This window comes from Caulobacter sp. GW456-12-1-14-TSB4, assembly GCF_059424195.1.
Map to the genome: position 1 here is coordinate 22,950 of NZ_JBWKZF010000028.1, position 12,913 is coordinate 35,862.

12 protein-coding genes are annotated in these 12,913 nt (G+C 68.6%); 3 read left to right on the top strand and 9 right to left on the bottom strand.

What is annotated here, in order from left to right:
• Nucleotide 1: 1 nt before the first annotated feature.
• The 4 genes from metG to AC07YH_RS21085 form a co-directional block, all read right to left on the bottom strand.
• The gene (gene metG / locus AC07YH_RS21070; RefSeq protein ID WP_494748907.1) at nt 2–1,711 is read right to left on the bottom strand and encodes a methionine--tRNA ligase; all 1,710 of its coding nucleotides are present in this window, start codon (nt 1,709–1,711) and stop codon (nt 2–4) included.
• A gap of 238 nt (nt 1,712–1,949) precedes the next feature.
• Entirely contained in the window at nt 1,950–3,482 is a 1,533-nt protein-coding gene (locus AC07YH_RS21075; RefSeq protein WP_494748908.1) for an acyl-CoA carboxylase subunit beta, read from the bottom strand.
• A gap of 130 nt (nt 3,483–3,612) precedes the next feature.
• Nucleotides 3,613–3,939, bottom strand: a complete 327-nt coding sequence (locus tag AC07YH_RS21080; protein WP_494748948.1) for a YnfA family protein — start codon at nt 3,937–3,939, stop codon at nt 3,613–3,615.
• Nucleotides 3,940–3,941: 2 nt separating this feature from the next.
• Nucleotides 3,942–4,664 carry an ATP12 family chaperone protein gene (locus tag AC07YH_RS21085; RefSeq protein WP_494748909.1) on the bottom strand — a complete coding sequence of 241 codons (723 nt, stop codon included), beginning with the start codon at nt 4,662–4,664 and terminating at the stop codon, nt 3,942–3,944.
• A gap of 52 nt (nt 4,665–4,716) precedes the next feature.
• Between AC07YH_RS21085 and AC07YH_RS21090 the strand changes: the two genes are divergently transcribed.
• Both AC07YH_RS21090 and AC07YH_RS21095 read left to right on the top strand, forming a co-directional pair.
• Nucleotides 4,717–6,153: a DUF1800 domain-containing protein gene (locus AC07YH_RS21090; protein ID WP_494748910.1), complete on the top strand. Its 1,437-nt coding sequence runs from the start codon at nt 4,717–4,719 to the stop codon at nt 6,151–6,153.
• On the top strand, nt 6,150–7,427 hold the full coding sequence (locus AC07YH_RS21095) for a DUF1501 domain-containing protein (protein ID WP_494748911.1): 1,278 nt from the start codon (nt 6,150–6,152) through the stop codon (nt 7,425–7,427). Before AC07YH_RS21090 ends, AC07YH_RS21095 begins: the two co-directional genes overlap by 4 nt.
• Here AC07YH_RS21095 and AC07YH_RS21100 read toward each other — a convergent pair.
• Together AC07YH_RS21100 and crcB are read right to left on the bottom strand one after the other, a co-directional pair.
• Nucleotides 7,424–8,428 carry an RluA family pseudouridine synthase gene (locus AC07YH_RS21100; protein WP_494748912.1) on the bottom strand — a complete coding sequence of 335 codons (1,005 nt, stop codon included), beginning with the start codon at nt 8,426–8,428 and terminating at the stop codon, nt 7,424–7,426. The genes AC07YH_RS21095 and AC07YH_RS21100 overlap by 4 nt on opposite strands.
• On the bottom strand, nt 8,425–8,808 hold the full coding sequence (gene crcB, locus AC07YH_RS21105) for a fluoride efflux transporter CrcB (RefSeq protein WP_494748913.1): 384 nt from the start codon (nt 8,806–8,808) through the stop codon (nt 8,425–8,427). Before crcB ends, AC07YH_RS21100 begins: the two co-directional genes overlap by 4 nt.
• Nucleotides 8,809–8,971: 163 nt before the next feature.
• Between crcB and AC07YH_RS21110 the strand changes: the two genes are divergently transcribed.
• Nucleotides 8,972–10,210: a hypothetical protein gene (locus AC07YH_RS21110; RefSeq protein WP_494748914.1), complete on the top strand. Its 1,239-nt coding sequence runs from the start codon at nt 8,972–8,974 to the stop codon at nt 10,208–10,210.
• 52 nt (nt 10,211–10,262) lie between these two features.
• Here the strand turns inward: AC07YH_RS21110 and AC07YH_RS21115 are convergent, their stop codons facing one another.
• Genes AC07YH_RS21115 through AC07YH_RS21125 form a run of 3 tightly spaced genes read right to left on the bottom strand, consistent with a single transcriptional unit; the run spans nt 10,263 to nt 12,897 of the window.
• On the bottom strand, nt 10,263–10,781 hold the full coding sequence (locus tag AC07YH_RS21115) for a CC0125/CC1285 family lipoprotein (RefSeq protein ID WP_494748915.1): 519 nt from the start codon (nt 10,779–10,781) through the stop codon (nt 10,263–10,265).
• Between the two features lie 2 nt (nt 10,782–10,783).
• Nucleotides 10,784–11,599, bottom strand: coding sequence for an RluA family pseudouridine synthase (locus AC07YH_RS21120; RefSeq protein ID WP_494748916.1), 816 nt, complete (start codon nt 11,597–11,599; stop codon nt 10,784–10,786).
• Nucleotides 11,596–12,897 (bottom strand): replication-associated recombination protein A, encoded by a 1,302-nt coding sequence (locus AC07YH_RS21125; protein WP_494748917.1) that lies wholly within the window; start codon nt 12,895–12,897, stop codon nt 11,596–11,598. Before AC07YH_RS21125 ends, AC07YH_RS21120 begins: the two co-directional genes overlap by 4 nt.
• Between the last annotated feature and the right edge of the window lie 16 nt (nt 12,898–12,913).

Sequence of the window (12,913 nt, forward strand, 5' to 3'; positions counted from 1 at the left end):
CTTATTCGGCGCCGCCGAAGCGGGCCGTCCAGTCGGCGATCTGCTCGTCCTCGATCTTCTTGAAGAGGACGTCCGGCACGGTCACCGGCGCGCCGACCAGCAGCTTGTCCAGCTCGACCTTGGCGTCGTTCGACGGCCACTCGGCCGGGAACTCCAGGTCGAACGCCCCGCCGATCGTCTCGGCCGCGAACGGGATGAACGGGGCCGAGAGCTTGGCGTACAGCGCCACCAGGTTCAGCGCCGTGCGGACGATGACGGCGGCGCGGTCGCGATCGGTCTTGATCGCGGTCCACGGCGCGGCCTCCTGCAGGTACTCGTTGCCGACCACCCACAGGGCCCGCAGCGCCTGGGCGCTCTTGCGGATCTCGATGGCGTCCATCTGCTCGGAAAGGTCCGCCAAGCGCGCCGAGACGTCGGCGAACAGCTTCTCTTCCAGCGGACCGGGCTCGCCGCCCGCCGGGACCACGCCCTCGAACTTGCTCTCGTTGAACTTCAGGATGCGGTTGACGAAGTTGCCCAGCACGTCGGCCAGGTCGCGGTTCACGGCGCTGGCGAACTGCTCCCAGGTGAAGGCCGTGTCGCTGCTCTCGGGCGAATTGGCCGTCAGGTACCAGCGCCACAGGTCGGGCGGCAGGATCTCCAGGGCTGCGTCCATGAACACGCCGCGCTTGTTCGAGGTCGAGAACTTGCCGCCGTACCAGTTCAGCCAGTTGAAGGCCTTGAGCATGTCGACGCTCTTCCACGGCTCTTCCGAGCCGAGGATGGTCGCCGGGAAGCTGACCGTGTGGAACGCCACATTGTCCTTGCCCATGAACTGGACGTAGCGGACGTCGTCCGCGCCCTCGTCGGTGCGCCACCAGCGCTTCCAGTCGCGGTCGGGCGAGCCCTCGGCCCACTCCTGCGTGGCGGCGATGTATTCGATCGGGGCGTCGAACCAGACGTAGAAGACCTTGTCCTCGAAGCCCGGGCGCGGCAGGCCATCGTGAGCCACCGGAATGCCCCAGGCCAGGTCACGGGTGATGCCGCGATCGATCAGCCCCTCGTCCAGATGCTTGTAGGCGATCGAGCGGGCCAGCGGCGGCCAGTCGGCGTGGCTGTCGACCCAGGCGCGGATCTTGTCCTGCATCTTGGTCTGCAGCAGGTACAGGTGGCGGGTGTCGCGCACCTCGATGTTCCGCGAGCCCGAGATCACCGAGTACGGATCGATCAGGTCGGTCGGGTCCAGCAGGTTGCCACAGTTGTCGCACTGGTCGCCGCGGGCCTTCTCGAAGCCGCAGTGCGGGCAGGTCCCCTCGACGTAGCGGTCCGGCAGGAAGCGCTTGTCGTCGACCGAATAGACCATCTGATCGACGCGTTCCTCGATCAGGCCGTGGTCTTCCAGGGCCTGGCAGAAGTGCTGGGTCAGACGATGGTTCTGCGGCGAGGACGAGCGGCCGAAATGGTCCCACGACAGGCCGAACGCGCGCCCGACATCGTGCTGCAGAACATGCTGCTCGGCGCAGTAGGTGGCGACGTCCTGGCCAGCGGCGGTCGCGGCCAGCTCGGCCGGGGTGCCGTGTTCGTCGGTGGCGCAGATGTAGAGGGTCTCGTGGCCCTGGGCCCGCTTGAAGCGCGCATAGACGTCGGCCGGCAGCATCGACCCCGCCAGGTTCCCCAGGTGCTTGATGCCGTTGATGTACGGCAGGGCCGAGGTAATCAGGATGCGAGCCATGCGGGCGCGGCCTTTCGGGGAGTCACGGGAAGCGTAGAAGCGTCCGCATATAGAAGGGTCGGGCGGCGAGGGAAAGCCGTACCAGCCCCCTCCACCGGCTTCGCCGGTCCCCCTCCCCCAAGAGAGGGAGGAGAGTAGAAGCCCAAACTGCGGGGCGCACGGTCCCCTCTCCGCCCCGCTTGGGGGCGGACAGACCTGCGCAGCAGGTCAGGTGGGGGCCTGTGCTGACCCCACCGCCCTACAGCGGAATGTTGTCGTGCTTCTTCCAGGGGTTGGAGAGTTCCTTCCCCTTCAGGCTCTTCAAGCCCCGCACGATCCGCCGCCGCGTGCCATGCGGCATGATCACGTCGTCCACATAGCCCCGCTGGGCCGCCACGAACGGGTTGGCGAAGCGGTCCTTGTACTCGGCCTCGCGCACGGCCAGGACCTCGGGGTCCTTGGCCTCCTGGCGGAAGATGATCTCCACCGCGCCCTTGGCGCCCATCACCGCGATCTCGGCGGTCGGCCAGGCGTAGTTCAGATCGCCGCGCAGGTGCTTGGAGCTCATCACGTCATAGGCGCCGCCATAGGCCTTGCGGGTGATGACCGTGATCTTCGGCACCGTGGCCTCGGCATAGGCGAACAAGAGCTTGGCGCCGTGCTTGATCAGGCCGCCGTACTCCTGCTTGGTCCCCGGCATGAAGCCCGGGACATCCACCAGCGTGATGATCGGGATGTTGAAGGCGTCGCAGAAGCGCACGAAGCGCGCGGCCTTGCGCGAGCTGTCGATGTCCAGCACCCCGGCCAGCACCTGCGGCTGGTTGGCGACGATGCCGACCGTCTCGCCGTCCATGCGGGCGAAACCGCAGACGATGTTCTTGGCCCACTCGCTGCTGATCTCGAAGAAGTCGGCCTCGTCGACCATCTTCAGGATCAGCTCCTTGATGTCGTAGGGCTTGGTCGGATCGGCCGGGACCAGGGTGTCCAGGCTCATCTCCTCGCGATAGGGCTCGTCGAAGCTCTCGCGCTCGGGGGCTGCGTCGCGGTTGGACGAGGGCAGGAAATCGACCAGGCGGCGCACCTGGGTCAGGGCCTCCAGGTCGTTCTCGAACGCGCCTTCGGCGACGCCCGACTTGGCGGCGTGGACGCGGGCCCCGCCCAGCTCCTCGGCGGTGACGACCTCGTTGGTGACGGTCTTCACGACGTCCGGCCCCGTCACGAACATGTAGCTCGTGTCCTTGACCATGAAGATGAAGTCCGTAATCGCCGGCGAATAGACGTCGCCCCCGGCGCACGGTCCCATGATCACGCTGATCTGCGGGATCACGCCACTGGCCAGGGTGTTTTCGAGGAAGATGTCGGCATAGCCGGCCAGGCTGTCGACACCCTCCTGGATGCGGGCGCCGCCGGCGTCGAACAGGCCGATGATCGGCGCGCCGACCTTCATGGCCTGGCGCTGGACCTTGATGATCTTCTGGGCGTGGGCGTTCGACAGGCTGCCGCCGAACACCGTGAAATCCTTGGAGAACAGGTAGACGACCTTGCCGTTGATCGTGCCCCAGCCGGTGACGACGCCGTCGCCGGGAATCTTCTGGTTCTCCATGCCGAAGTCGGCGCAGCGGTGCTCGACGAACATGTCGAACTCCTCGAACGAGCCTTCGTCCAGCAACAGGTCGATACGCTCGCGGGCGGTCAGCTTGCCCTTGGCGTGCTGGGCGGCGACGCGCTTCTCACCGCCGCCGGCCTTGGCCTGCTCGCGACGGCGGTCGAGTTCCTCGAGAATGTGCTGCACGCGCGTACTCCCCTGCCCGGATCTTTATGCTGGCGGTTCGCCCACCTTAGGCAGCCAGCCCTAGCGAGGCCAGCGGGCGCAGGCAAGCCGGACCTAGCGGCAGCGCAACAGGGGCAAATCAGTTCGCCGATTAATTTGTACGCGGACCGAGCAGGATGATGGCGGCGCCGGCCAGGCACACCGCGCCGCCGATCAGGTCCCATCGATCGGGCCTCGCGCCCTCGACCAACCGCATCCAGACCAGGGAGGCGACGATATAGACGCCGCCATAGGCCGCGAAGGCTCGGCCGGCGACGCTGGCGTCGATACGGGTCAGCAACAGGGCGAAGACGATCAGCGACAGCGTCCCCGCACCGGCCCACATCGGCGACCGGCCCAGTCGCAGCCAGGCCCAGAAGGCAAAGCAGCCGCCGATCTCGGCCAGCGCCGCCAGAGCGTAGATCGCGCCGGTCCTGATCATCAGCGAAGCGCGGCGAACCAGCGGTCGATCATCTCGGCTTCGACGGCCAGGAACGCCACGCGGGCGGTCGCCTCGTCGTCCTGACCCCACTGCTCGGCTTGGTACGCCTCTTCCAGGCGCGACAGGTCCAGCGCCTTGCGGCCGGTCAGGCGGCCGGCGCGCACGGCCAGGGCCAGCACGGTCGAACCGAACAGGCCAGACGCGAAGGCCACGCCCGCCAGGCTGAAATCGTCCAGGGTCAGGGCCAGGGCCTCGACCGCCGCCAGCGTGGCCGGCGGCTGCGGCTGGTGGATGATCCCGCCGACGGGGATGAAGACGAGGCCGAACTCGGCCTTGGCCCAGTCCAGGATCGCGCCCCACTCGCGGTCCTGGCGCTCGACCAGCGGGGTCGGGTGTTCGGCGCGGTAGCACAGGTGGTCGGAGGCGGCGTAGGCGGTGATCTCCTTGGCCACCTCGGCGCGGGTCTCGGCGATGCGATCGATGGCCGTGAAGGCCAGGCGCGTGGCCGGCATCAGGCTGTTGTCGATATATTCGACCTGGGCTTCCCACTCGGCGGCGATCGTATCGGCCAGGGCCTTGGTCGGTGCGACCAGCGGCTTCTTGGCCGGCGACTTGGGCGTACGGCCGTCCAGCTGGATCGCGAAGCCGCCCTCCACCGGCGCGGCTGCGGCGGCCTTGTAGAAGCGCTTGGGTTTCAGCAGCAGCTCGGACTTGTCGGACACGGCGAGAACTCTTTTCGAAGGTCGCGACGGAATTCCTCGCAACTGGCGTTGAATGAGCAAGATCGCGTGTCAGCGCAAGGGAGAGCGCCGCTTGAGCTTACCGTCCAAGGACATGATGGCCGCCATCGCCGTCACCCGCTTTGGCCTGGGCGCCCGCCCCGGCGAGATCGAGACCGCCAAGGCCGACCCGCAAGGCTTCCTCATCGCCCAGATCCGCCGCGAGGGCGCCGACATCCCGCAGGATGGCGGCGAGACCGCCGCCCAGCGCTTCGAGCAGATGCGCGACTACCAGCAGCAGCGGAAGGTGGAGCGCGAGCAGAAGGACGGCGAAGGCGACAAGACCGCTGCGAACGCCAAGTCGTTCATGGCCGCCCAGATCGCCCTGCGCGACAAGGTCGGCGCCGACTTCCTCGCCAGGGCCCGCCTGGCGACCAACACCCCGGACGCCTTCCGCGAGCGCTGGGCGCTGTTCTGGGCCAACCATTTCACCGTCTCGGCCACCAAGCAGATCACCTCGGTGCTGATCGGCCCATTCGAGCGCGAGGCGATCCGGCCCAACGTGTTCGGCGGCTTCGAGAACCTGCTGGTCGCCTCGTCCACCCACCCGGCCATGCTGACCTATCTGGATCAGGCCCAGTCGATCGGGCCGAACAGCACCATCGGCGTCCGCCGGCGCGGCGCCAAGGCCGGGCTGAACGAGAACCTGGCTCGCGAGATCATGGAGCTGCATACGGTCGGCGTCGACGCCGGCTACAGCCAGGCCGACGTCACCGAGTTCGCCCGCGCCCTGACCGGCTTCTCGGTCGGCCGCGACAACGAGGACCGGCAAGGCCAGTTCGTGTTCCGCGACGCCGCCCACGAGCCGGGCGCGCGCACGATCATGGGCCGCAAATACGCTGAAGCCGACATCAAGCAGGGCATGGCCGTACTGAAGGATCTTGCCGCCGACAAGCGCACCGCCCGCCATGTCTGCGGCAAGATCGCCCGCCACTTCGTCTCCGACACGCCCCCACCCGCCCTGACCGCGCGGCTGGAGAAGCGCTGGATGGCCACCGGCGGCGCCCTGGCCCAGGTCGCCAAGGCCCTGGTCGAAAGCCCCGAGGCCTGGGACCCGACGCCGGCCAAGTTCAAGACGCCCTACGAATATACCCTGTCGACCTGGCGGCTGATCGGGGCCGAGCCCTCGGCTTTCGAACGGCTGGGGCCGATCCTCACCGGACTTGGCCAGAAGCCGTTCTCGGCCCCCTCCCCCAAGGGCTGGCCCGAGGACGCCCAGACCTGGGCCTCGCCGGACGGCCTGGTGAAGCGGATGCAGTGGGCGCAAGGCTTCGCCGCCGTCGTCGCCGACCGCACCGATCCCAACGCCTTGGCCGTCTCGGCGCTGGGCGATCGCCTGACGCCCCCCGTCGCCAAGGCCGTGTCGCGAGCCGAGACCCGCAAGGAAGCCTTCGCCCTTCTCGTGATGAGCCCGGAGTTCCAACGCCGATGACCGCTCAAATGAACCGCCGCTCGCTGCTGGGCCTGGGCGCCGCCCTGGGCATCAGCGTCAACTTCTTCGGCAGCCAGGCCTTCGCCGCGTCCGAGGGTGAACTGGCCAGGAAGAAGCTGGTCGTCGTCATCTGCCGGGGCGGCATGGACGGCCTGTCGGTCTCGCCGCCGGTCGGTGACGCCAACTACGCCAACCTGCGCGGCTCGATCGCCATGAAGCCCGACCAGGTGCTGAAGCTGGACGACACCTTCGGTCTGCATCCCGAGTTGAAGAGCGTCCATGCCCTGGCCCTGAAGGGCGAGGCCCGCATCGCGCCGGCCATCGCCAGCCCCGACCGCGCCCGCTCGCACTTCGAGGCCCAGGACGTGCTGGAGACCGGCGCGGCCCATGTCTACGGGACCGAGACCGGCTGGCTGAACCGCACGCTGGAGGCCCTCGCCCCGGTTCGCAAGGTCGAGGGGCTGTCGGTCGGGACCACCGCGCCATTGATCCTGCGCGGCAAGGTCCAGGCGGCCAGCTGGTCGCCGGGCAAAGGCGTCGACGAGACCGCCCGCCTGCCGACCCTGCTGCAGGACCTCTACAAGAACGACCCGATGCTGGGCCCGGCGTTCGCGCGCGGGCTGGAGACCGAGACCATGGCCCAGACGGCCATGACCGCCCTCTCGACCTCGCCGGCCATGAACGTCGCGGCGGCTTCGACCCCGCCCATGTCGGGAGCCGCGCCGATGTCGCAGACCATGGCCAACGACCGCCAGAACCGCGCCGGCAGCGAGGCCGCGCGCAAGCTGGGCTCGACCCTGGGCGGCTTCATGGTCCAGGCCGGCGGCCCGCAGATCGCGGCCATCTCGCTGGACGGTTTCGACACCCATGCCGGCCAGGCCGGCCAGATCGCCACGCGCCTGTCCTACATGGACGCGGTGCTGGACGGCCTGCACACGGGCCTTGGTGCTGAGTGGAAGAACACGGTGGTCGTCGCGGTGACCGAGTTTGGCCGCACCGCCCGCGTCAACGGCACCGGCGGCACCGACCACGGCACGGCCTCGACGGGCCTTGTCCTAGGCGGCGCGCTGAAGCCGGGCGGCGGCATCGTCGGCGACTGGCCGGGCCTGGCCGACAACGCCCTGTTCGAGAACCGCGACACCGCCCCGACCATCGACATGCGCGGCCTGTTCAAGGGTGTGCTGGCCGACCACATCGGCGTCGACCGCGCGATCCTGGAGAACAAGGTGTTCCCCGACAGCGCGGCCGCCAAGCCGGTCGTGGGGCTGGTCTAGGTCTTTCGACGGATCTTGGCGCTGCGATGGCCGAAGGGCTCCGCGGCCGCCTCGTCTTCCGAGAAGCCGAACTTGCGGAAGCCTTCCTTCATCTCGGCGCTGAGCGGCGCCTCGATGTGCAGCATGCCGGCCGACGGGTGCGGCAGCAGGATCGAGCGGGCGTGCAGCTGCAGCTTCAGGCCTTCCGAAAGCGGCGCGGACTTCTCGTCGCCGTACTTGGGATCGCCCAGGATCGGGTGGCCCATGGCCTTCATGTGGGCGCGCAGCTGGTGGGTGCGGCCGGTGTGCGGACGCAGCGCCATCCAGGTGACGCGGGGCCCCGCGCGGCTGATGGTGACGAATTCGGTCTCGGCCGGCTGGGCGTCCGGGTCCTTGGGCTGGGCCGGAACGACCAGTTCGCGGTCACCGACCCCGCGCTTGGCCAGGTGCAGCTCCATCACGCCCTCGGTCGGGTGCGGGTTGCCCGCGACGATGGCCCAGTAGGTCTTCTGCGCCTTGCGCTTGGCGAAGGCGCCCGACAGGCGCGCGGCGGCGGCCGGGGTCTTGCCCAGCAGCAGCACGCCCGAGGTGTCGCGGTCCAGACGGTGGACCAGGCGGGGACGATCGACGCCCTCGCCCCAGGCGCTCAGCAGCTTGTCGACGTGCTTGGTGGTCTTGGTCCCGCCCTGCACGGCCAGGCCGGCGGGCTTGTTCAGAGCCAGGACTTCCTCGTCCTCGTACAGCACCAGCGACTTGGCGTAGGCGATGTCGCGCGGCGACAGCTGGTTCTTGTCCTTGGGATCGGGTGCGTCGGGCAGCGGCGGCACGCGGATCTGGCTGCCGGCCGCCAGCTTGGTGTCGGCCTTGGCGCGCGAGCCATCGACCCGGACCTGGCCCGAGCGGAAAAGCTTGTTCAGCTGGATGTGGTTCAGGTGCGGCCAACGGCGCTTGAACCAGCGATCGAGGCGGACCCCGTCCTCGCCAGCGTCGACGTACAGCGTGCGGACTTCCTTGGTGCTCATGCGAAAACCTTGCGGGCGATCATAAGGCCCGCGAACAGGGCCGCCACGGACAGAAGCACGCTGGCGGCGGAATAGGAGAAGGCTGGAAGATAGTCGCGCTTCTGGATCATCAGCGCGGTCTCCAGCGAGAACGAAGAGAACGTCGTGAAGCCGCCCAGCGCGCCGACGCCCAGCAGCACGCGCCACTGTTCATTCGAAACATCGCCACGATGGGCCAGCCACGAAGCCAGGCATCCCATCAGGAAGCCCCCGATGATGTTGACCGTGAAGGTGCCGTAGGGCCAGCCGGGCCCCATGACCCGCAAGGCGCCGACGCCGACCAGATAGCGCGCGACCGAGCCGACGGCTCCGCCAGCGGCCACCAGAAGCAGCTTGTTCATGAACGCCTTATGCGCCGAGCGGGCGCTAACGCCAAGCATCCAACGAAGTTCCCTTGATTTTCCCCGGTTTCTTTCACGGTAAACGCGTTTGGAAACCCTATTTCAGAACCCCTGGTTAAGTGCCACCCACGCAATCTCTGGGCGTATCAACAGCGCCAGACCCATGCCCTTCGACACCCCCCCCTCTTCAGACGCGACCGAACGCGTGGCCCTGCCGGGCCCGGTGGCTCAGCGCCTGACGGGCTCGGAGCTGGTCGCGCGCGGCTCGGTCAACGTGATCAGCATCAAGGCCATCCGCCAGTGGGCCGGTGACTGGTGGAGCGAAAAGCGCGGCGATGTCTGGACCTATGTCGAGCTGAAGCTGAACGAACACCTGGACCGCAACGATATGCGGGCCCGCATCTCCGACAGCGAATTCCTGATCGCCATGAACAACGACCAGGGCTTGGCCGCCCAGGCGACCAGCGTGAAGATTCTGGAAGACGTGCTGACCCACCTGCTGGGCTCGGCCGCCACCAAGGACCTGGGGATTCGCTCAGTGATCGGGCTGGAGAACGGCGAAGCCGTCTGCAAGCCGATCGACCCGGCCGTGATCCTGGCCGCCCGCGCCCGTCGCGACTCCGCCCGCTCGCCGGTGCGGATCGAGGTGGACCCGGCCGACGAGGCCCGTCGCACGCCGGTGGCCTTCACGACTGCCGGCGGCGCGGCCCTGCGGGTCGACTTCACTCTGGAACACGTCGTCAGCCTGCGCCGCAACATCACCACCGCCATCCGCGTCGAGCCGATGGTCACCCATTTGGCCAGCGGTCGTCAGGCCTCGGCCCGCGCCCTGACCAAGCTGTCGGACCGCGACGTCGCGTTTATCGACGAGACGACGCTGAAATACGCCTCGGTGTTCGCGCGCTCGGCCCAGGGCCACAACGCGCCCGAGCTGATCCTGCCGGCCTCGTTCCGCACCCTGGGCACCCAGCGCGGCCGTGACCTGCTCACCGGCACGGCCGGCCTGTCGCTGAGCCTGCTGCGCGGCGGCATCATGATCGAGCTGGTGGACGTCACGCGCGGCACCCCCGCCGGCCGTCTGCTGGAAGTCGTCGGCCTGCTGCGCGCCCTCACCCGCGGCGTCATCGCCCGCGTGCCGCCGGACAAGGAAGCCTTGCGCGTGCTGCGCGACGCCCGCCTGGCCGGCCTGACCTTGGACGCTTCGGACCTGTCGGGCGAAGCCGGCAAGATCGCCATGGAGATGATGGCCTTCGGTCGCGACGCCCGGGGTCTGGCGCCCATGACCATCCTGCAGGGCCTCCCCCAGGACGGTTACTTCGCCGCCGCCGAGACGGCCGGCCTCACCCACGCGGCGCTGCGCGCGAACTATCCGCTGGGCAAGAAGGTGGTTGCGGCCGCGTAAGATAGCCGAAAGCGGACGCCGGTTTCGGCGGCCATCGCGCGCTCTTAAGGACCTAGGTCCGCTGGCGGCCGTAGCCGATGGTCTTGACGATCTCGCGGGCGTCATAGGCGTCGCGGTCGCGCGGCGTCGGGCCCTTGCCGAACACCACCTCGATCGAGCGCGAGAAGGCCGGGCCCGGGCCGAGGTTGAAGCTCGTTCCCAAGCCTACGCCCACGGCCGATCGCCGCCCGAAGCTGGCCGAACCGCCGCCGAACGATACGCGCGGACCGTTTTCGGAACCGCTGACATTGGTTGAACGGTCGGCGATCCGGAACCAATCGTAGCCATCGCGAATAGCAAGTTCAGCGGCGCGCAGCAGGGCGTAGTCCGCGATCTGCGCCTCCTTGGCGCCCGGTCCGCCCTGGAAGGTGACGCGATAGCGCCCGGCCTCCAGACGATATTCCGAATAGCCGACGTCGTTGGGCGCGCCCGCTTGCGCGCGATAGACGGTCGGGGCGGTGGCGCAGGCGGCCAACAGGAGGCCGGAGAGCACGGCCGCGATCAGGGGTTTGGCGATCTTCATGGCGAGCATCCTCAGACCTGATCAACGGCCTCGGAACCTGGCTGTTCCGGAACCGCCAGGTCCAGGGCCTGGAGCATGGCCTTGAAATCGGACGGAAGCGGGGCCGTGATCTTGCGCTCGCCGCCCAGCGGATGCGGGAAGGTCAGGCGCGCGGCGTGCAGCATCAGGCGAGGTACGGCCACGCCGCCCAGCATCAGCGCGCCGCCATAGCGGCTGTCGCCCGCCAGCGGCCGGCCGATCGAGCCCATGTGGACGCGCAGTTGGTGCATGCGGCCGGTGTCCGGCGACAGCTCGACCAGGGCCGCGACGCCATTGCTGGCCAGGGTGCGATAGCGGCTGCGGGCGGTCTCGGCGTCCGGATGGTCGGGCTCGCAGACCCTCATATAGGCCTCGCGCCCGATCGACTCGCGGCGCAGCGGGCTGTCGATCATGCCGCCCTTCGGCTCCGGCGCGCCCGGCGCGACGATGGCCAGGTAGCTCTTGCGGAAGCGCTTGGCCATCATGGCCTCGCCCAGGAAGGCCGCGCCCGGCTTGGTCTTGGCCGTCAGGATCACGCCCGAGGTGTCGCGGTCCAGGCGATGGATCAGCCGCGGCCGCGCCTTGCCCGGCTTGGCGAACGCCCACAGCAGGTCGTCCAACGTATGGGCCTTGATCCGTCCGCCCTGGCTGGAGAGGCCCGTGGGCTTGTCCAGCACGATGATCGCCTCGTCCTCGTACAGCACCCACGACTGGGCCGCCGCGATCTCCTCCGGCGTCAGGGTGATCGGGCACTCGATGGCCTTGGGCTTGGCGACACCCGGCGGACGGCGGAATTTCGGACTGCTCATTTGCCGTCCTTACGCACCTTGCCCCAGGCTTCCAAGCGCTCTCGCACTTTCGCTTCCGCCCCGACGGGTTTGGGCTCGTAGAACTTCGGCCGCGCCATGCCGTCCGGGAAGTAGTTCTGGCCCGAAACGCCGCCTTCGACGTCGTGGTCGTAGGCATAGCCGTCGCCATAGCCCAGCGACTTCATCAGCTTGGTCGGGGCGTTGAGGATGTGCGACGGCGGCATCAGGCTGCCGGTCTCCTTGGCGGCGCGGCGCGCGGCCTTGTAGGCGTTGTACACGGCGTTCGACTTGGGCGCTGACGCCATGTGCACCACGGCCTGAGCCAGGGCCAGCTCGCCTTCCGGACTGCCCAGGAAGTCGTAGGCGTCCTTGGCCGCCGTGGTCAGCAGCAAGGAAAGCGGATCGGCCGCGCCGATATCCTCGGACGCCATGCGCACCAGGCGGCGGGCGATGAACAGCGGGTCCTCGCCGCCCTCCAGCATCCGCGCCAGCCAGTACAGCGCCGCGTCCGGATCGCTGCCGCGCACCGACTTATGCAGGGCCGAGATGAGGTTGTAGTGCTCCTCGCGGTCCTTGTCGTAGGCCGGGCGGCGCTTCTGCAGGAACTGGCCCAGCTGGGTCGGGTTCAGCGGGCTATCCGTGCCGATCGAGAACAAGGTCTCGGCCAGGGTCAGCAGGTAGCGGCCATCGCCGTCGGCCATGGCCACCAGGCTCGAGCGGGCCTCGGCGTCGATCGGCAGCGGGCGGTTCTCTGCCACCTCGGCGCGCTGAAGCAGCTGATCCAGCGAGTCTTCGGTCAGGCGTTTCAGCACGAAGACCTGGCAGCGCGACAGCAGAGCGCCGTTCAGCTCGAACGACGGGTTCTCGGTCGTGGCGCCGACCAGGGTGACGATCCCCTCCTCCACGAACGGCAGGAAACCGTCCTGCTGGGCGCGGTTGAAGCGGTGGATCTCATCGACGAACAGCAAGGTGCTTTGGCCGGCCGCGCGGCGCATCCGCGCCTGCTCGAAGGCCTTCTTCAGGTCGGCGACGCCGGAGAACACCGCCGAGATCTGCTGGAACTCATAGCCGCCGGCCTTGGCCAGCAGGCGGGCGATGGTGGTCTTGCCCGTGCCGGGCGGGCCCCACAGGATCATCGAGGCCAGGCGATGGGCGGCGGCCATCCGGCCGATGGGGCCTTCGGGACCCAGGAGATGCTGCTGGCCCACCACCTCGTCGAGGCTCTGGGGCCGCAAGCGGTCGGCCAGCGGGGCCGGCGCATGGGGGGTCAGGCCGGCGGCCTGAAAGAGATCGGACATCCGACTCTTTTAGCAG

Excerpts from the sequence above, each read along its gene's own strand:
- AC07YH_RS21100 (WP_494748912.1), bottom strand. The coding sequence starts at position 8,428 with ATGAGCACCAAGGAAGTCCGCACGCTGTACGTCGACGCTGGCGAGGAC.
- AC07YH_RS21115 (WP_494748915.1), bottom strand. The coding sequence starts at position 10,781 with ATGCTCGCCATGAAGATCGCCAAACCCCTGATCGCGGCCGTGCTCTCC.
- crcB (WP_494748913.1), bottom strand. The coding sequence starts at position 8,808 with ATGAACAAGCTGCTTCTGGTGGCCGCTGGCGGAGCCGTCGGCTCGGTC.
- metG (WP_494748907.1), bottom strand. The coding sequence starts at position 1,711 with ATGGCTCGCATCCTGATTACCTCGGCCCTGCCGTACATCAACGGCATC.
- AC07YH_RS21090 (WP_494748910.1), top strand. The coding sequence starts at position 4,717 with ATGAGCAAGATCGCGTGTCAGCGCAAGGGAGAGCGCCGCTTGAGCTTA.
- AC07YH_RS21110 (WP_494748914.1), top strand. The coding sequence starts at position 8,972 with ATGCCCTTCGACACCCCCCCCTCTTCAGACGCGACCGAACGCGTGGCC.
- AC07YH_RS21095 (WP_494748911.1), top strand. The coding sequence starts at position 6,150 with ATGACCGCTCAAATGAACCGCCGCTCGCTGCTGGGCCTGGGCGCCGCC.
- AC07YH_RS21120 (WP_494748916.1), bottom strand. The coding sequence starts at position 11,599 with ATGAGCAGTCCGAAATTCCGCCGTCCGCCGGGTGTCGCCAAGCCCAAG.
- AC07YH_RS21125 (WP_494748917.1), bottom strand. The coding sequence starts at position 12,897 with ATGTCCGATCTCTTTCAGGCCGCCGGCCTGACCCCCCATGCGCCGGCC.